The following is a 17,554-nucleotide window of genomic DNA, read 5'->3' as shown; positions in this document are numbered from 1 at the left end:
AATATATAAATAGCAACAAACCTTGCGAAAATAGCCAATTAAAAAGAGCACCATTTCGTCTGGCGCTCTCTTTGTATAAGGAAATTAATACTGCATTAATGTCAGAATGTCGTAGTCGTCGAGCTTTTTACGTCCGTCAAGGTATGTTAACTCGATAAGGAATGCAATTCCTGCCACTACACCGCCTAGTTCTTCAACCAGCTGGATGGTTGCATCGATTGTTCCGCCTGTTGCAAGGAGGTCATCAGTGATCAGGACTCTTTGCCCTGGCTTGATGGCATCCCTATGAATGGTTAATACGTCTTTGCCATATTCAAGGCCATAATTAACCTTGACTGTTTCACGTGGAAGTTTACCTTCTTTGCGGACTGGGGCAAAGCCTACACCTAAAGAATAAGCCACAGGGCACCCGATGATGAATCCGCGGGCTTCAGGGCCGACAACCAGGTCAATCTTCTTTTCGCGTGCATATTCAACAATTTGATCAGTAGCATATTTATACGCATCACCGTTGTCCATAAGGGTTGTAATATCTTTAAATTTAATGCCTGGCTTCGGCCAATCTTCTACAATTGTTATATACTGTTTTAAGTCCATTTTTCTTCCTTTGCCTCCTCAAGTTTTACAGCCCCTTGCATAACTTCATCAAACCAGTCTTTGAGCTGCTGAAAGGATGAATAGAGCAAATCGCTCTCAAGAGTGTATTGTGCCTGTTTAAGCTGATAAGTTCGTGAATCAGCTAAATCACGTTTAGTAGATGTATTGTTTAACGAAATGACACCATTATTAATTTTAACAAATTCCAATTCAAAAAACACTTGAGACATAAAATCTACCGTCTCCCTGCTCCATCCCTTATGCTTGGCTATATCATTCCCATGACGCCTGATATCAATTGAGCCTTTTTTAGCAATCAGGGCAAAATACCATTTAAAGTGGTCTCTTGTTGGTATTGTGCTGAAAAAGTCACTGTCTTCTTTATAGAAATGAGCATAAACTCTGGCAGGTTTTTTCCCTGAGAAAACCTGTGCAAGAATTTCCTTTGAAGGCGGCAAGTCAGCCAGTACTACATTTGAACCTTCTATTTTTATGGTTTCAGCGTCTTCTGCAGATGTTATTTTCACCATGTTTTCCCCTGCAAATGTCTTATATTTGGAAATATATTCATCATTAAAAAATACCCAGGTTGTGTTTGTCTCAGGAATGACACTTTGAAGTCTTTCAAGCCGTTTTAAACTCCGGATATCAAACAGCTGCCACGAGTTTACCGCCATATCCTGCAGGAAAATTTGCGGCTTTTTAATGTTATTCCATTCATTAATGGATAATTCACCGATAACTGACAGCTTGGAGTATGGTGAAATATGCTCATGCAAATGCCCAAGCCCAAAACCGATGCCATCGAGTGAAGATCCATCATTCTCGATTGTGACTTTAATATGGTTTTGTTCAGATCCGATCTTTCTCATAGCTGAAATATTAGCATCTTTTATCATTACTTTTGGTTTTGCATTTCCCATCCCAAATGGAGCAAGCAGCTGCATCTCTGCAATAGAAGAAAGATTGATATCTTTTAAATGGAAAACCCCATCAATAGAAGTTACAGGAATAAAATCTTCCTCAGACAGCTGTTCATTTGCAAGAGTATTCAGTCTGCTTCTCAGTTCATCAACCGAATCAATGGATAAAGTCATTCCTGCTGCCATCGGGTGCCCTCCAAAGTGGGGCAGGATATCCCTGCATTCAGAAAGATTTTTGAACAGATCAAATCCTTCTATACTTCTTGCTGAACCCTTCGCAAGCCCTTTTTCATTGTCATAGCTAAGAACAATTGCCGGCCGGTAAAACTTTTCAACAAGTTTCGAAGCTACAATTCCGATTACCCCGGCGTTCCAGCCTTCTTTCCCGACAACAATAACTGAATTCTCACTGATTGGGAAATTTGTTTCAACCTCTGAAATCGCTTGTCCTGCAATGTCATTGACAATAGCTTGCCTCTCTTTATTCAGCATTTCAATTTCTTCGGCAATGGCTTGTGCTTCATAAGAATCATTTGTCAGAAGCAGATCCACAGCAGGATCAGCGCTCTCAAGCCTTCCGGCTGCATTGAGGCGAGGGCCGATTGTAAAGCCGATCGTTTCTTCACTAATGGATGGAAGCTCGATTCGTGCCGCTTTAAACAAGGCATTCAAGCCTGTATTTTTAGTTGATTTCAGCTTTTGAATTCCGCGCTTGGCAATAAGTCTGTTTTCTCCCGTTAAGGAAACCAGGTCAGCAATTGTGCCGATCGCAGCTATTTCCAAAAGGTGTTCAGGCATTTCACCATAAAGCGCATGTGCAAGCTTAAAGGCTACCCCAACACCGGCAAGTTCCCGGAATGGGTATCTGCTCTCCGGATGCTTAGGATGCACAATGGCCAATGCTTCAGGAAGCTCAGGGCCGGGCTCATGGTGATCTGTAATGATCAAATCCATTCCCAGCTCTTTTGCAGCTTTTGCTTCATTTACAGCAGAGATTCCAGTATCTACAGTAATAATTAAACGGATGCCGATTTCAGCTGCATGTTCAAAAGCCGGGACATTTGGCCCATAGCCTTCCGTAAAACGATTCGGTATGTAGAATTGGACATCAGCACCGAGATCTCTAAGTGCCATCATCATGACAGAAGTGCTTGTCACACCATCCGCATCATAATCACCAAAAATTAAAATAGGTTCCTGTTTTTCAATAGCTTCTTTTATTCTGGAAACAGCAATTGCCATATCTGTCATTAAAAAAGGATCATGAAATTCCTGCTCATTATCCATCAGAAAATACCGCGCTGAATCAACGGTATCCATTCCGCGATTAATTAACAGCGATGCTGCAAGAGGAGAAATATTCAGTTCCTTTGAAAGCCGCTGTACTTTATCGTCCTCTGTTTGCCGAACAATCCACCGCGTTCTTGAATGTAACATACGTTCACCCCTCAGCTTATTAATTATACAAGAGGGGAAGGTTCGTTTCAATAAGTTAAAATCGGGTTAATCCATACATTTCTGGAAAGAAAAAAAGGAACTGCAGGTCACTTTTTGGGACAAAAAGAAAAAACTTGAGCAAAAGCTCAAGTCTGTTCATTCAGTGTATATCCCTATCCAGCTCTTTTTCAAGTTCTTCTTTATCAGCACCATCATTTACAGAATTTCCTGCTTTAAGCTTTTCATTTTCCCTTTTTAGTAATTTCAGCTGCCTTTGAAGTGAGTATATGCGGACAATGCCCACAGAACCGACAATTAGTCCTCCCATAAGGACAGACCCTAAAATCACAAGAATCAGCGGCCACTGGCTTTCCCCAAACAAGTAGTTTACCGTTACATTATCGACATTGATCACTGCGAAAACAGCTACTATTAGTGCAAATAAAAACCCAAATAATAAAGTCCATTGAAATTTCATGCTATCCTCTCCCTGATATATTCTCTAATTTATATGTTCTTCGCTGTAAGGATTAATGTGCACAAAGACATTTTGCACATTTTCCAATTGGAGCAGCTTGCGTTTTACTTCTTTGCCGACCCGGTGGCCATCCTCAACAGTCATATTAGGATCCACCGACACTTTTATATCAACAATAACATAGTGTCCGTGTTCCCTGGCATGCAATTCATCGATTCTTTTAACATAATCGACGGATTCAGCCGTTTTGCGCATTTCAAGTGTATCTTCCTCATGAAGCACATGATCAAGCGTGCTGTGAATGGATTCTTTCCCAAGCCGCCATGCCATCTGGAGAATCATAAGGGAAACAATGAGGCCAGCCACAGGATCTGCATACTCAAGCCATTCAATTCCCATTCTTCCGCCAATAATCGCACAGCCAATGCCTATTAAAGCTGCAATTGATGAATAAACATCTGAACGATGTTCATAAGCATTTACAATTAAAGCATCACTGTTTAGTTTCTTTCCCAAATTATACTTATACCGAAACATTGCTTCTTTCACAATGATAGAGACCAGCACTGCAGCTATTGCAATTGCTTTAGGAGGTTCAATTGGCGAAAAGAATGATTCAAATGATGATTTGCCTATTTCAATTCCCACGAGGAATAGCAGGACTGCAACAATTATGGCTGCTATCAATTCAGCTTTCCCATGGCCGTATGGATGATCCTCATCCGGCGGCTGCTTCGCAGCTCTCAGACCCAAATACACAGCAAAGGAGCCGGCAACATCTGAAGCTGAATGGACCGCATCCGCCACCAGCGCTTTACTTCCTGAATAAACGCCAATTCCCCATTTGAGGGCGGCAAGAATAATATTGCCCACGATGCCAATTATAGCTGCAAACTCAGCTTTCTTAAAACGATCGTTATTTTCCAAAGCGATACTTCCTTCCTCCCTGAACTTGCTATTAGTTTATCCTATTTCCCGGAATCATTAACCAAATTTGTAAAATAGACAGCATCCTGATTTAATAAAAAAACTCAGGCACTCGCCTGAGTTTTTGAAATTATTACACTTGAGGTTCGTCACTGACTTTGCGTTTTTCTTTAACAGTATTAATAACGCCTTTTTCCTTCAGTTCTTTGCCTTTCCATACTGCCCATATCTGTGCAGCAAGGAAAATGGATGAATAAGTACCTGCAATCAAACCGATCAGAAGTGCAAACGAGAAGTTTCTGATTGATTCACTTCCAAATACGAGCAGCGCAACAACTGTAAATACAACCGTTAAAACAGTGTTCACAGAGCGGCCAAGCGTTTGGCGAAGACTCTTGTTTACAACATCCGCAATATCTTCAAACGATTTAAGCTTTTTCTTTTTCTGCATATTCTCACGCATCCGGTCGAACGTTACGATTGTATCATTTATTGAGTAACCGACCACAGTCAGAATTGCTGCAATGAAGGTAATATCCACTTCAAGTCGTGTAAAGCTAAATACTGCGATAATAAAGAAGGCATCATGCAGAAGTGCAAGGACTGCAGGAATGGCCATTTTCATTTCAAAACGGATGGTTACATAGATAACAATGCCTATAGAGGCAATTGCCAATGCAATCAGCGCGTTTTTTGCAAGTTCCTTCCCTACAGTTGGGGAAACTGTGCTGACATTTGGATCTGCACCGAATGTCTCATGGAAATGAGTTTTTAAATCGGCGATTTCATTTTTTGTCAGTACACCTTTTAATCTTGCAACACCAATTTCTTTATTATCACCAGAGATGACAATATCGTCAGTCTCTAATCCTACGGCTGATAATTCATTTTGGAGCTCTTCTTTCGTTAAAGGTTTATCAGCCAGCTGTTCAATACGCGTACCGCTTGCAAAATCAATTCCGAGGTTCAGCCTGAATATGGATACAATGATAATTCCCACTGCAATTAATACAGCAGATAGAATGAAAAACTTCCTGCTGTGCCCTACAAAATCAAACTTATCGAATTTGGTTGGCAAATCAAGCGTATCGTAATTTTCAGCAATATTTTTAATCTCGCTTCTCTTAACTCCAAACCAGCCTGGTTTTTTATCAAGAGCTTTACTATGGACCCAAAGCCCCATAAGCAGCCTTGTGCCGTAAACAGCAGTAAGAAAGCTGGCGAGGATGCTTATAATAAGCATGGTTGCAAATCCCTTTACAGAGCTTGTCCCATACATGAATAATACGGCTGCTGCTAAAATAGTTGTGATATTCGCATCAAAAATTGTAGAAAGTGAGTTTTTCTCCCGGCCTGGAAAGCAGATTTGATTGTCCTGCCCACTTTCATTTCTTCCCGGATTCTCTCGTAGGTAATGATATTCGCATCAACAGCCATACCAACCCCGAGAATCAGTGCGGCGATGCCAGGCAGCGTCAATACGCCATTCATCCAATCAAATATGAGTATTATCAGATAAATATAAAATGATAATGTGAGTGTCGCAATAAATCCAGGGAAACGATATACCGCAATCATGTAGATAAAGATTATTAATACCCCTATTATTCCCGCAAGTATGGTCGTTTCCATTGCCTGCTCACCAAATTTAGCACCAACTGATGTCGAATAAACTTCATCGAGCTGTACAGGAAGGGATCCTGCATTCAATAAATCCGCCAGCGTCTGTGCTTCTTCAATTGTAAAGTTCCCGACAATGGAAACTGTATCCTGATTAAAGATTTGGCTTACCTGTGGAGCAGATAAGTATTTTGGGTCTTTTTTTGCTGCCTCAGCCTGGAAGGAATCCTTGCCTTCTTCAAAATCAAGCCAGATGACAAGCAGGTTATTTGGCGCTCCCATATTGACAATTTTTTGGGTTACATCTTTAAATTTCCCTGCACTTTTCAGCTTCAATGAAACACTTGGCTTTCCGTTTTCATCAAATGTCTGCTTTGCACCATTTTCTGCAAGATCTGAACCATCCATCATCAATTGATCATTAACATCTCTGAATGATAGATTCGCTTCTGTGGACAGAATTTCCCTTGCTTTATTCTGATCTGTTACACCAGCAAGCTGAACACGAATCCTCTTATCTCCTTCAATCTGGATATTCGGCTCACTTACTCCAAGCACATTGATACGCCTGTCCAGTGCTTCAGCAGTACTGGCAAGGACATCTTTAGTTACCTTTTGCCCATCTTTTGGCGTTACCTCATAAAGAACCTCAAATCCGCCCTGTAAATCAAGTCCAAGCTTAATATTTTTTAAGATGTTGTTTGTCGTTGCCCCAGCCAAGCTTCCCAATAATAAAACAATCAGGAAAAAAGCAACGATACGGCTGCGCTTTACCATTCTGAATAAATCCTCCTTAGCTATCGCCCGATACTTAATAAAACAGGCACCGCATCAGCAAGTGTGATGCCTTATTTACCATACAGGCTTGCATGGCCAGTCTGCCTATCTATTAAATGCAGACTGAACGTTAATTAAAGCTTCTTTTGTAACCATTGCGGTTTTTACCATTCGTTCTTAAATTTCATTCTATGTATGAACAATGATATAAAAAAAGACCGATTACTCCGCTTTTCATTATGAAACAGATTGTAAAACCTGTCAATTTGTCTTATATCATGTTAAACCTTGAAAAAATTGGAAACACTGGCTACTTTAATAGTTTTTTTCGTTCTTCTTCATTATCTAAATCAAATTCAGCTTCTTTAAAAGCCTCCATGGTAGCATAGTGAATGTATTCACTCACTTTTACCTCCATTACTTCTTCCACAATTTCAAATAGCCTGACATTTTCTTTTGGTTTTTTCCACTTTTTCTTTGTCAGATATCCCCAGAGCTCCTGTTCAGACACCTTTTTATATCCCAGAAGCCGAAATTCATCCAGTTTGCTTTCCAATGCAGGTTTTACCGTAGTGCGAAAATAATCATATTCATGGCCGATTTTCATATTCAGCCGCCTCCCCGCCATTAATAACATGGAAATTATGATAGCTTGTCATGCTTTGTCCTCTATCTTGCATATAGATAATTGTATATGATATTACCCATTTTGAGAAGGCAGGGAGTTGAATGTCCAAATTTCTGAAAGGTACCATGATCCTGCTCGCTGCAGGGCTTGTGACCAGGGTCCTTGGCTTTATTAACAGAATTGTCATTGCCCGATTTATTGGAGAAGAAGGTGTTGGCCTCTATATGATGGCCTTTCCCACCATGATTCTTGTCGTCACCATCACACAGCTTGGGCTGCCGGTTGCTATTTCTAAAAATGTAGCCGAGGCAGAGGCAAAAGGCGATACAGCAAAAATCAAGAAAATATTAATTGTTTCCTTAGCGACGACCATCTCGCTTTCCATTGTTTTCACTCCCGCTTTAATATTGCTTGCTCCATTATTATCAGAGACACTCTTTACTGATAACCGGACCCATTTGCCTTTAATGGCAATCGCTCCAATTGTGCCCATCATTGCAGTTTCCTCTGTCATTCGGGGTTATTTCCAGGGCAGACAGAACATGAAGCCTGCTGCCTATTCCCAGATGATTGAGCAGATAGTCCGAATCAGTCTGATTGCTTTAATGACTAAGGCATTCCTGCCATATGGAATTGAATATGCGGCTGCGGGCGCCATGCTGGCAGCAGTCATCGGGGAGCTTGCATCATTGCTTTACTTGATGACCACATTTAAGCTTAAAAAGAAGTTCAGAGTCAGGAAACAATTTTTTAAATATGTGTCTTCCGGAAAAGGTACATTTAACGAATTGATGACCGTTGCTCTCCCAACGACAGGAAGCAGAATGATCGGTTCTGTCGCCTGGTTTTTTGAACCGATCGTGGTAGCGCAGAGCTTGGCACTTGCAGGTGTGGCAGCAGCTGCGGCTACGAAGCAGTATGGTGCTCTAACGGGCTTTGCCATGCCTCTTCTGATGCTGCCATCGTTTATTACTTATTCTTTGTCAACTTCTCTTGTTCCCGCTATAAGCGAGGCAAATTCCCAAAATAATATGCGGCTGATCGAATACCGGCTTCAGCAAGCCCTTCGTTTCGCATTCATTACCGGGGGTCTCGCAGTGGTGGTTCTTTACATCCTTTCCGATCAGTTGATGGAAGTGATGTACGGCTCCTCAAGCGGCTCTCATTTTATTAAACTGATGGCTCCATTTTTCCTGTTTTATTATTATCAGGGACCTCTTCAGGCAACTTTACAGGCATTGAATCTTGCCCGTGCTGCCATGATCAACAGCTTGATTGGAGCTGTTGTAAAGACGGCCGTTATCTTTCTCCTTGCCAGCCAGCCTGCATTTGGGATAAATGGCGTTGCGATGGGGATATTGACTGGTACAGTCCTGGTGACAATGCTTCACTTTGCAACCGTTCTGAAAGCTATTTCTTTTACTTTTTTCGTAAGGGATTATCTAAAAACGTTTATAGCAATGATTGTATCAGGAGGCTTAGGGTTATGGATGCTAAAAGACATCCTTGCCCCAGACATGAATACAGCATTAAGGGTTATTTTGATATCCGCAGTTATCACAATTGTCTATATCATCCTTTTATTAATCTTAAAGCTTATTAGAAAGAATGACTTAATTCGTATTCCAGGAATCGGCAAAATGATATCCAGGCTGGCATTTAAATAATGTTTCACAGGTCAGCTGAGCTGAGCTGACCTTGTTATTTTCTTTCATCAAATAAATCCACATAAAATTGTCCATTTTCATAACTGCAGAATGAAATATCGGATATCTCTTTATACCCCTCTTTTCGGAGTTCCTGACGCAGCCAAAAGTCACTTTTATTAATCGTTTCCAGATTCGTTTTCTGAATCGTGCCATCTATAATTAAAGGGATTGTTATCCCCCCGTCTTTACTGCCTTTTCTTTCAAACACTGACAGCGTACCGGAGGATTCAAGGATGGCAAACTCCACATCAGAGATTTTGGCAATATCTTTTTCTCTTAACTGCAGAAGCAGGTCATCAAAGTTATACCGCTGCTTCCTCATGGCATTTTCATCTATTTTTCCTTTATTAATAATAATAGTCGGCTTGCCATCAACTACGTCCCTGAAAGTTTTGCTTTTCAGGGAGAATATGGCCAATACAATTTGTACAACCATCAAAAGGAGCATGGGAAGCACATTTTTTAAAATATTTGAATCCGGAGTTTCAATCGCGACAACTGCAAGTTCAGCAATCATGATATAGACGACCAGGTCCAGGATGCTTAGTTCCCCAATTTCCCTTTTGCCCATCAGTCTAAAAATGAGAAGAATGACTGCATACAGAAATAAGGTTCTTACAACGATGATTAGATATTCTTCCACTTCAACAGCACTCCTTTTGATGCAATCCTTTCTATTCTTCCGCATATTGGAACTTTTATGAGGTTATGGGCTTTTTTCTTTGCACAATTTCGATTCTATTTTTTCAATGTGTGAATATGCTTGTACTAAGGAAAAGGCTGGGTACCCCATGGGTTTAAAGCTGTTCCTGTTCACTCATTAAGAAGGGAGAGGGTCCATATAGAAGAATCTAAGAATTTTGGAAGCGCCGTACTTTATGGTATTATTGCGATTTTTGCCATTGCCGTCGCCGGCAGTCTCATTTTTTCACTGCTCCTTCGGTTTACATCACTGCAGGAGTCTTCTTTACAGTATATTATTACTGCTGTTTCATTCATTTCTCTATTTGCAGGCGGGTTCATTTCCGGAGGCAAGGGGAAGCAAAAAGGCTGGCTTCTCGGAGGCTTAACCGGTCTTGTTTACTCAATCGTAATTTTTCTTTTTCAATATTTGGGACATGACAGTTTATTTAATATGGAGCAAATGATATACCACACCTGTTTCACACTTACGGCCATGATGGGCGGTATATTGGGAGTGAACCTCAACACCAAAAGAACCGCATAAAAAAAGAAGGTCCTGCAGCTGAACTATACCCCGGATAGCGGACACTGATAAAAAAGTGCCCCTATCTGGGGTTTTTTGTGTTTCAATAGATTTAATGAATATGGGCGGAGGATTAACATGAGTAAGAATATTTATAATGAATTTCAAATTAAAGAGCTTGAAAAGAATCCTAATGTTTTATGCGCTTCTGAAAGGTCAATCTCCTATAGTCCTGAGTTTAAGCTAAAAGCAGTTACGGATTATAAAAATGGAAAAGCACCGTCGCAAATCTTTATTGAACAGGGCTTCGACCTGGACATGATCGGTAAGAAACAACCCCAGCGTTGTCTTAAACGTTGGAGGGATTCATATGAAAGGTTTGGAAAGGAAGGTTTCCTTACGGAACGTAGAGGCAAAGGGAGTACCGGGCGTCCTTCTTTAAAGCAACTTTCCGTAGAAGAGAAATTAAAAAAAGCTGAAGCAAGAATTAAATTCCTTGAGGCAGAGAATGACTTCTTAAAAAAGCTGGAAGAGTTAGAAAGGCAGGCGTTGAAGAAGAAACGATATTAACGGCAGCTGAGAAGTTTTCGCTGATCGAGAAAACAATCAGAATTCATCAGTTAAATAAAGTTGTTTCCTACCTGTGTGAACTGGCAGGTGTCAGTCGAAGTGGCTACTATGATTGGTTGAAGGCTGCACCATTGCGGGCACAACGTGACGATCAGGATGAATTGGACATAGAGTTAATCCGAGAAATTTTCATAAGCAAAAGAGAAAAAGTAGGTGCCCTCCAGATTAAAATGGTTATGGAGAATGAGTATTCAGCTGTAATGAACCACAAGAAGATTAGACGTTTAATGGCAAAATATAATCTTGTAGCTAAGATAAGGAAAGCCAATCCATATCGTAAGATGGCTAAGGCAACTCAGGAACATCGAACCTGCCCTAACCTTCTTGACCGTGAATTCAATCAGGAAGTGCCAGGAAAAGTTCTGCTTACTGATATTACTTATCTTTATTATGGAAAGGGCCAAAAAGCATATTTATCCTGCGTAAAGGACGGAGCTACAAAAGAAATTCTTGCCTACTACCTTTCCACGTCTTTAGAGATGGATATTGTTTATAAAACGTTAAAAAAGTTAAAGACAGCTGTTGGCAACCACTTTCATCCAGAGGCCATATTGCATTCTGACCAAGGAATGCACTACACGCATCCTCTATTCCAAAGCAAAGTAAAAAGGCTTGGCCTAACTCAGTCAATGTCCCGAAAGGGAAACTGTTGGGATAACGCACCAATGGAAAGTTTCTTTGGACATTTTAAAGACTTATCAGAGTATAAATCACTTGATAATATAAAGGATGTAAAGAAAGAAGTAGATCGTGTAATCGAAGAATATAATCATCATCGTTATCAATGGGGCTTAAATAAAATGACCCCGGCACAATACCGGGGTCACTTATTAGCTGCATAGCGCTTTTTTATAAACTGTCCGTAAATGGGGGTACAGTTCAAGCTCAGGACCTTCTTTTTTTATATTAAGCTTTTGCTAATGCATCGCCAGTTGCCTGCGTTACTTCGCGGATCGCTGCACGATCGTATGTAAGACGGCTTCCGTCACCACATTTAATGACCACTTTGTCTTCGTCGATAGCATCAACGAATCCATGAAGGCCGCCGATTGTAACAACCTTATCTCCCTTTTTCAAATCACTCTGCATTTGCTGAACTGCCTTTTGGCGTTTCTGCTGCGGACGAATTAACAGGAAATAGAATAAAACAAACATCAGCAATAATGGTCCTAATGTTCCTAAAAGCTCCATAGTTTTCCCCCTTTCAAAGATCAGCCCGATTAAAGGAAAAAGCCCCTAAAATGAACTCAATTTTTTATGATTAAAAGTTCTTCGCGTTAGGCTTATTAAATCCATACCTTTCGAAAAACTCTTCTCTAAAGTCTCCCAGGCGATCTTCCCTAATAGCCTGTCTTACCTGCTCCATTAATTTTAACAGAAAATAAAGATTATGGTAAGTTGTAAGTCTGATTCCAAATGTTTCATCACAGCGGATTAAATGCCTGATGTAAGCACGGCTGTAGTTTCGGCATGTGTAGCAATCGCAATTCTCATCTATTGGGCCAAAATCTCTTGCAAATTTTGCATTTTTAACAACCAGTCGGCCATTGCTTGTCATCAATGTTCCGTTCCTGGCAATCCTAGTAGGAAGAACACAGTCAAACATATCGATTCCTCTGATCGAACCATCAATCAAAGAATCCGGGGATCCCACTCCCATAAGGTATCTTGGCTTATCAGACGGCATTAGCGGTGTTGTGAATTCAAGCACACGGTTCATAACATCCTTCGGCTCGCCTACGGATAATCCGCCTACAGCATACCCCGGGAAATCTAGAGATGTTAAGTCTCTCGCGCTCTGTTTGCGCAGCTCCTCATATTCTCCGCCCTGTATAATACCAAAGAGCCCCTGATCATTCGGGCGCTTGTGAGCTTTTAAGCAGCGCTCAGCCCATCGGGAAGTCCTTTCAACTGACTTCTTCATATATTCAAAAGAAGCTGGATAAGGCGGGCACTCATCAAATGCCATCATAATATCAGATCCAAGCGAATTTTGGATATCCATTGCTTTTTCAGGAGATAAAAACAGTTTGTCACCATTCAAGTGGTTCCTGAAATGAACGCCTTCTTCTTCAATTTTGCGGAATTCGCTCAGGCTGAACACCTGAAACCCGCCGGAATCTGTCAGAATGGCCCGGTCCCAATTCATAAACTTATGCAAGCCGCCTGCTTCTTCCACGATTTCCTGACCCGGACGAAGCCAGAGATGATAAGTATTGCTCAGAATGATGCCCGCTCCCATTTCCACCAATTCTTCCGGGGACATGGTTTTTACTGTAGCGAGTGTTCCTACGGGCATGAACACAGGGGTTTCAAATGATCCATGCGGCGTATGAACCCGGCCCAAACGCGCACCTGTTTGCTTACATGTTTTAATTAATTCATAACGAATTGCAGTCAAGTTGCAGTTCTCCTTCCATTTAAAAGCACATTATTCCTGCCAGGGAAAGGCAGAATAATATTACAAAATGAGCATAGCATCTCCAAAGCTGAAGAACCGGTACCGCTCCTCAACTGCCTGATTATAGGCATTCAGAACGTTCTCACGCCCTGCCAATGCACTCACAAGCATAATTAACGTTGATTTAGGCAGGTGGAAATTCGTAATCATGCCATCAATCGCTTTAAAATCATAGCCTGGATAAATGAAAATATCAGTCCAGCCGCTTGCTTCCTCAAAACGGCCATTATGCGCAGAAGCAATGGTTTCTAAAGTCCTCGTGGAAGTAGTCCCCACACTGATGATTCTTCCTCCCTGCTCACGCACTTCATTTAATAGACGTGCAGTTCCTTCAGTTACCTGATAAAATTCAGCATGCATTTCATGCTCATCTAAATCCTCCACACTAACAGGCCTGAAAGTTCCAAGTCCAACGTGCAGAGTAATAAAAGCAATATGCACACCCATTTCTTTTATTTCTTCAAGAAGCTGTTCAGTAAAATGCAGTCCTGCTGTCGGAGCTGCAGCAGAACCGCGCTCACGGGCAAACACAGTCTGATAACGGTCCCGATCATCAAGCTGCTCTTTAATATAAGGAGGCAAAGGCATTTCTCCCAGTTGTTCAAGCACCTCATAAAATATCCCGTCGTATCTGAACTCAAGTACCCTGCCGCCATGATCTGAGGTTCCAGTGCAGACAGCAGTCAATTTGCCGTCCCCAAAAGTTATTTCAGTTCCTTCTTTTACTCTTTTGGCTGGTTTAATCAGCGTTTCCCAGGAATCCCCTTCAAGCTGTTTAAGAAGAAGCACCTCTATTTTCGCACCAGTGCCCGTCTTTTCTCCAAACAGCCTCGCAGGAAGAACCTTTGTGTCATTTAATACAAGACAATCTCCTGCTTGAAGGTAATTCTTAATATCTTTAAAAACACTATGCTGAATATCCCCGGTTTTTTTATCAAGGACCATCAGCCTGCTGCTTGTCCGATCGGCCAAAGGCGTCTGTGCAATTAATTCTTCAGGCAAATGAAAATCAAACCAATCTACTTTCATGATGTCACCCTTCTGTTATTCATATAGACTACCGGAACCTGCCGATAAAATAAAAGATGGCAGATAGAATAATGCTCAGCAAAATCGATGTAACGACAGGAAAATAAAAAGTCGTATTGCCTTTCCTGATCACTATATCTCCAGGCAGCTTGCCAATATTAATAAACTGGCTTATAAATCCTATGGCAAAAATGATCGCACCAATGACCATCAGCCATTTTGATATGCCGCTCAATCAGCAGGCACCTCCATTTGAAAATGGCGGTACACCAGGTCTGTTACAATTCTTCCTCTTGGTGTCCGCTGAAGAAATCCAATCTGCAATAAATAGGGTTCATAAACATCTTCAATCGTATGCGCTTCTTCCCCAATGGTCGCTGCAATGGTTTCAAGGCCTACAGGTCCGCCGCGGAATTTTTCGATTATCCCTCTTAATAATTTATGGTCAATATGATCAAGGCCTAAACGGTCAACCTGCAAAAGCTCAAGAGCCTCCTTGGCCAGTGTTTCATCAATTTGGCCATCTGCTTTGACCTGAGCGAAATCCCTGACTCTCCGGAGGAGCCTGTTTGCAATTCTGGGCGTGCCTCTTGACCTTCTCGCCACTTCAATGGCTGCTTTTTGATCTATGCCTGTATCCAGCACCTCAGCTGTACGCACAACAATATTCGTCAGCTGCTCTTCTGTGTAGTATTCAAGCCTGCTTAGCACGCCAAACCGGTCTCTTAACGGAGCTGATAGCGACCCTGCCCTTGTTGTCGCGCCAACCAGTGTAAAAGGCGGCAAATCCAGCCTTACTGATCTGGCACTTGGCCCTTTACCTATCACAATATCCAGACAGAAGTCTTCCATTGCCGGATAAAGAACTTCTTCTATAGACCGGGGCAAGCGATGAATTTCATCAATAAACAGGACGTCACCCGGTTCCAATGCAGTCAGGATCGCAGCCAAATCACCTGGCCTTTCAATTGCAGGGCCTGCAGTAGTTCTGATATTTACGCCCATTTCATTGGCAATAATAGCAGCCAGAGTGGTCTTACCCAAACCCGGCGGCCCATATAGAAGGACATGATCCAAGGTTTCCTCGCGAATTCTTGCGGCTTTAATAAAGATCTCGAGGTTCTCCTTTACTTTATCCTGACCAATATACTGCTTTAATGTCTGCGGGCGCAGACTCTGTTCAAATGAAAGATCCTGAAAATCAGCTTCACCGGATATTATCCGCTCTTCCATACTTAATCACCTTCTTAATTCAGCATAAAACGAAACGGCCTTCTCCAACGAATTATAGTTTTAAAAGCTTTTGCAGCGCCTTCTTTATGTATTGGTCCGTTGTAAGCTTTTCCTTTTTCAGTTCAGGCGTAATCTTTTTAAGTTCCTTTTCTGAATAGCCCAGCGCTTTTAGTGCAAGCAAGGCTTCTTCCAAATCTCCTGCAGGCCCGCTCTCAGCCTGAATTCTATCCTCTGAAAACAGATTAGGGAAGAAGTCAGGGACAATATCGGGAAGCTTCCCTTTCAGATCGAGAATCATTTGTCTTGCTGTTTTCTTTCCGACTCCAGGAAACTTAACGAGGAATGCTTCATCTTCATTTTCAATCGCCTGCACCACCTGTTCAGGTTCACCAGAAGCAAGAATCGCAAGAGCTCCCTTCGGCCCAATGCCGGTAACATTGAGCAGTCTGGTAAACAGCGTCTTCTCCTCACGAGTCTGAAAGCCGTACAATGCCATAATATCTTCCCGTACATAATGATACGTGAATATCCTGACTTCCTGTCCGAACTCCGGTGTATAGCTAAATGGGTTAGGCGTTAATATCTGGTATCCAATTCCATTGTTTTCAACAACTACATATTCAGGTCCGATAAAATCGAGCCTGCCTCTTACAAATTCAAACAATGCCTTTCTCTCCTCTGATTCAACTGTACCTCATTGTACCATAAACTATTTTGGCACGAAGAATAAAATGATGAAGACCCTTTTCAGGAGACTTGTTCTAAGCATCCTCTTGTTCCTTCCTTAGTGCACCTTTCAAATCATCCCTGACACTTATACTGCTCATCTCCACACTGGAGCGATAAGCAGCACGGCAAATTACATGAGCAGAAATGGGTGCAGTAAGGAATACAAAAAATATTCCAAGCAGTAATCGAATACTGAAAAAATTGTCTGCAAACAGGAAGAACAGAAACGCTCCAAACAATGTAAACAATACACCCAGAGTGGAACTTTTTGAAGCAGCATGGGACCGGGTATACACATCCGGAAGCCTAATAATGCCGATTGCACTTAAAAAACTGAAAATGGTGCCTGTGAGTATTAGAATTGCAGCCACCAATTCACTTGAGACGTTTGCGTTCAATGACAACACCCCTTTCCATAAAGCGCGCAAAGGCAATAGTTCCTATAAAGGAAAGAATGCCAATTAATAAAATGACTTCCATGAAGGCATGCGTATTTAGTAACACCGAGAAAATGACTACCGCTGAAATTAAATTAATCCCCAAAATATCCAATGCCTGTACCCTGTCAGGTGTCGTAGGCCCTATAACCAGCCGAAAAATTGTTGCCATCATTGAAAGCGCGAGAAATCCCAATGAGAGCATTAAAATAATTTCTATCATTTGCGAGTCACCTTCTTTATCGCCTTTTCAAACCGATCCTTTGATACTATGACAGATTCACTTGATTCCGGAATATCCATGGCATGAATATAAAACACTTTATTATCATGGGATATTTCCACAACTACAGAACCGGGAGTCAGCGAAAGAAGCAGAGCAAGCAAAGTTACTTCAAGCTCTCCTTCAAGCTCCGTTTCAATTGTGAAAATCCCTGGTGTGATATTAATTCTTGGCCTTATTACCTGCCGGATTACAAGTATGCTTGAAGTAAACAATTCCCAGATGAACACAAAAAACAATTTCAGGATGGCAACAAGAGATCTCAAATATAAAGGGGCTTTGAAGAATTTCTCCAAAACGATCAAAACAATTATCCCCACCAGATAACCGCTGAAAAAGGATAATACGCTCCAGTCATCTTGAAGAAACATCCATAAGAAAGCTATAAATAGATTAATTAATACTTGAATGGGCAAATTCATAACCCCTTTCGAAGAAAATCTGTTCAT

Annotated in this window: 18 protein-coding genes and 1 pseudogene; 3 read left to right on the top strand and 16 right to left on the bottom strand. The window is 41.5% G+C overall.

Annotation, left to right across the window (positions count from 1 at the left end):
* Positions 1 to 84 precede the first annotated feature (84 nt).
* The 6 genes and pseudogenes from LLY41_RS06090 to LLY41_RS06065 all read right to left on the bottom strand — a co-directional run bounded on the left by LLY41_RS06090 (position 85) and on the right by LLY41_RS06065 (position 7,366).
* Positions 85 to 597, bottom strand: a complete 513-nt coding sequence (locus LLY41_RS06090; RefSeq protein WP_095245946.1) for an adenine phosphoribosyltransferase — start codon at positions 595 to 597, stop codon at positions 85 to 87.
* Positions 588 to 2,957: a single-stranded-DNA-specific exonuclease RecJ gene (recJ, locus tag LLY41_RS06085; RefSeq protein WP_304587169.1), complete on the bottom strand. Its 2,370-nt coding sequence runs from the start codon at positions 2,955 to 2,957 to the stop codon at positions 588 to 590. Before recJ ends, LLY41_RS06090 begins: the two co-directional genes overlap by 10 nt.
* Positions 2,958 to 3,117: 160 nt before the next feature.
* Complete coding sequence (locus LLY41_RS06080) at positions 3,118 to 3,435, bottom strand: LapA family protein (protein WP_095245948.1); 318 nt, start codon at positions 3,433 to 3,435, stop codon at positions 3,118 to 3,120.
* Between the two features lie 24 nt (positions 3,436 to 3,459).
* A complete protein-coding gene (locus LLY41_RS06075; protein ID WP_095245949.1) occupies positions 3,460 to 4,362 on the bottom strand; it encodes a cation diffusion facilitator family transporter in 903 nt (300 codons plus the stop codon).
* 133 nt (positions 4,363 to 4,495) lie between these two features.
* Positions 4,496 to 6,759 (bottom strand): annotated as a pseudogene (gene secDF / locus LLY41_RS06070) (protein translocase subunit SecDF).
* 310 nt (positions 6,760 to 7,069) lie between these two features.
* Positions 7,070 to 7,366, bottom strand: a complete 297-nt coding sequence (locus LLY41_RS06065; protein ID WP_095245951.1) for a post-transcriptional regulator — start codon at positions 7,364 to 7,366, stop codon at positions 7,070 to 7,072.
* Positions 7,367 to 7,488: 122 nt separating this feature from the next.
* On the opposite strand from LLY41_RS06065, the gene spoVB reads away from it, so the two are divergent.
* Entirely contained in the window at positions 7,489 to 9,054 is a 1,566-nt protein-coding gene (spoVB, locus tag LLY41_RS06060; protein WP_304587168.1) for a stage V sporulation protein B, read from the top strand.
* Positions 9,055 to 9,088: 34 nt separating this feature from the next.
* On the opposite strand, the gene LLY41_RS06055 is transcribed toward spoVB, so the two are convergent.
* Complete coding sequence (locus LLY41_RS06055) at positions 9,089 to 9,739, bottom strand: DUF421 domain-containing protein (RefSeq protein WP_304587167.1); 651 nt, start codon at positions 9,737 to 9,739, stop codon at positions 9,089 to 9,091.
* A 198-nt stretch (positions 9,740 to 9,937) separates the two neighbouring features.
* Between LLY41_RS06055 and LLY41_RS06050 the strand changes: the two genes are divergently transcribed.
* The gene (locus tag LLY41_RS06050; RefSeq protein ID WP_076257463.1) at positions 9,938 to 10,324 is read left to right on the top strand and encodes a TIGR04086 family membrane protein; all 387 of its coding nucleotides are present in this window, start codon (positions 9,938 to 9,940) and stop codon (positions 10,322 to 10,324) included.
* A 117-nt stretch (positions 10,325 to 10,441) separates the two neighbouring features.
* Positions 10,442 to 11,775 (top strand): IS3 family transposase gene (locus LLY41_RS06045; protein WP_252219584.1). Its coding sequence is split into 2 segments (ribosomal slippage): positions 10,442 to 10,814 and positions 10,814 to 11,775, totalling 1,335 coding nucleotides; the frame shifts between segments, so codons are not numbered across the junction.
* A gap of 64 nt (positions 11,776 to 11,839) precedes the next feature.
* Here the strand turns inward: LLY41_RS06045 and yajC are convergent.
* The 9 genes from yajC to LLY41_RS06000 all read right to left on the bottom strand — a co-directional run bounded on the left by yajC (position 11,840) and on the right by LLY41_RS06000 (position 17,521).
* Positions 11,840 to 12,124 (bottom strand): preprotein translocase subunit YajC, encoded by a 285-nt coding sequence (yajC, locus tag LLY41_RS06040; RefSeq protein WP_095245954.1) that lies wholly within the window; start codon positions 12,122 to 12,124, stop codon positions 11,840 to 11,842.
* Between the two features lie 70 nt (positions 12,125 to 12,194).
* Positions 12,195 to 13,334, bottom strand: coding sequence for a tRNA guanosine(34) transglycosylase Tgt (tgt, locus tag LLY41_RS06035; protein WP_048011594.1), 1,140 nt, complete (start codon positions 13,332 to 13,334; stop codon positions 12,195 to 12,197).
* A gap of 60 nt (positions 13,335 to 13,394) precedes the next feature.
* Positions 13,395 to 14,423 (bottom strand): tRNA preQ1(34) S-adenosylmethionine ribosyltransferase-isomerase QueA, encoded by a 1,029-nt coding sequence (gene queA, locus LLY41_RS06030; protein WP_095245955.1) that lies wholly within the window; start codon positions 14,421 to 14,423, stop codon positions 13,395 to 13,397.
* Positions 14,424 to 14,451: 28 nt separating this feature from the next.
* A complete protein-coding gene (locus LLY41_RS06025; RefSeq protein ID WP_048011596.1) occupies positions 14,452 to 14,658 on the bottom strand; it encodes a DUF2905 domain-containing protein in 207 nt (68 codons plus the stop codon).
* A complete protein-coding gene (gene ruvB / locus LLY41_RS06020) occupies positions 14,655 to 15,656 on the bottom strand; it encodes a Holliday junction branch migration DNA helicase RuvB (protein WP_095245956.1) in 1,002 nt (333 codons plus the stop codon). Before ruvB ends, LLY41_RS06025 begins: the two co-directional genes overlap by 4 nt.
* 52 nt (positions 15,657 to 15,708) lie before the next feature.
* On the bottom strand, positions 15,709 to 16,320 hold the full coding sequence (gene ruvA / locus LLY41_RS06015) for a Holliday junction branch migration protein RuvA (RefSeq protein ID WP_095245957.1): 612 nt from the start codon (positions 16,318 to 16,320) through the stop codon (positions 15,709 to 15,711).
* Positions 16,321 to 16,417: 97 nt separating this feature from the next.
* A complete protein-coding gene (gene mnhG / locus LLY41_RS06010; protein WP_095245958.1) occupies positions 16,418 to 16,783 on the bottom strand; it encodes a monovalent cation/H(+) antiporter subunit G in 366 nt (121 codons plus the stop codon).
* Positions 16,761 to 17,045: a Na(+)/H(+) antiporter subunit F1 gene (locus tag LLY41_RS06005; protein WP_304587166.1), complete on the bottom strand. Its 285-nt coding sequence runs from the start codon at positions 17,043 to 17,045 to the stop codon at positions 16,761 to 16,763. Before LLY41_RS06005 ends, mnhG begins: the two co-directional genes overlap by 23 nt.
* The gene (locus LLY41_RS06000) at positions 17,042 to 17,521 is read right to left on the bottom strand and encodes a Na+/H+ antiporter subunit E (protein ID WP_304587165.1); all 480 of its coding nucleotides are present in this window, start codon (positions 17,519 to 17,521) and stop codon (positions 17,042 to 17,044) included. The genes LLY41_RS06005 and LLY41_RS06000 overlap by 4 nt, the downstream gene beginning before the upstream one ends.
* Between the last annotated feature and the right edge of the window lie 33 nt (positions 17,522 to 17,554).

The sequence above is a fragment of the Cytobacillus firmus genome, from assembly GCF_023612095.1.
Classification (GTDB): Bacteria; Bacillota; Bacilli; order Bacillales; family Cytobacillaceae; genus Cytobacillus.
This window is presented reverse-complemented; position numbering and strand designations above follow the sequence as displayed.

Coding starts and splice junctions, on each gene's coding strand:
- ruvB (WP_095245956.1), bottom strand. CDS start 15,656: ATGGAAGAGCGGATAATATCCGGTGAAGCTGATTTTCAGGATCTTTCA.
- LLY41_RS06090 (WP_095245946.1), bottom strand. CDS start 597: ATGGACTTAAAACAGTATATAACAATTGTAGAAGATTGGCCGAAGCCA.
- spoVB (WP_304587168.1), top strand. CDS start 7,489: ATGTCCAAATTTCTGAAAGGTACCATGATCCTGCTCGCTGCAGGGCTT.
- LLY41_RS06065 (WP_095245951.1), bottom strand. CDS start 7,366: ATGAAAATCGGCCATGAATATGATTATTTTCGCACTACGGTAAAACCT.
- LLY41_RS06080 (WP_095245948.1), bottom strand. CDS start 3,435: ATGAAATTTCAATGGACTTTATTATTTGGGTTTTTATTTGCACTAATA.
- yajC (WP_095245954.1), bottom strand. CDS start 12,124: ATGGAGCTTTTAGGAACATTAGGACCATTATTGCTGATGTTTGTTTTA.
- recJ (WP_304587169.1), bottom strand. CDS start 2,957: ATGTTACATTCAAGAACGCGGTGGATTGTTCGGCAAACAGAGGACGAT.
- LLY41_RS06005 (WP_304587166.1), bottom strand. CDS start 17,045: ATGATAGAAATTATTTTAATGCTCTCATTGGGATTTCTCGCGCTTTCA.
- queA (WP_095245955.1), bottom strand. CDS start 14,423: ATGAAAGTAGATTGGTTTGATTTTCATTTGCCTGAAGAATTAATTGCA.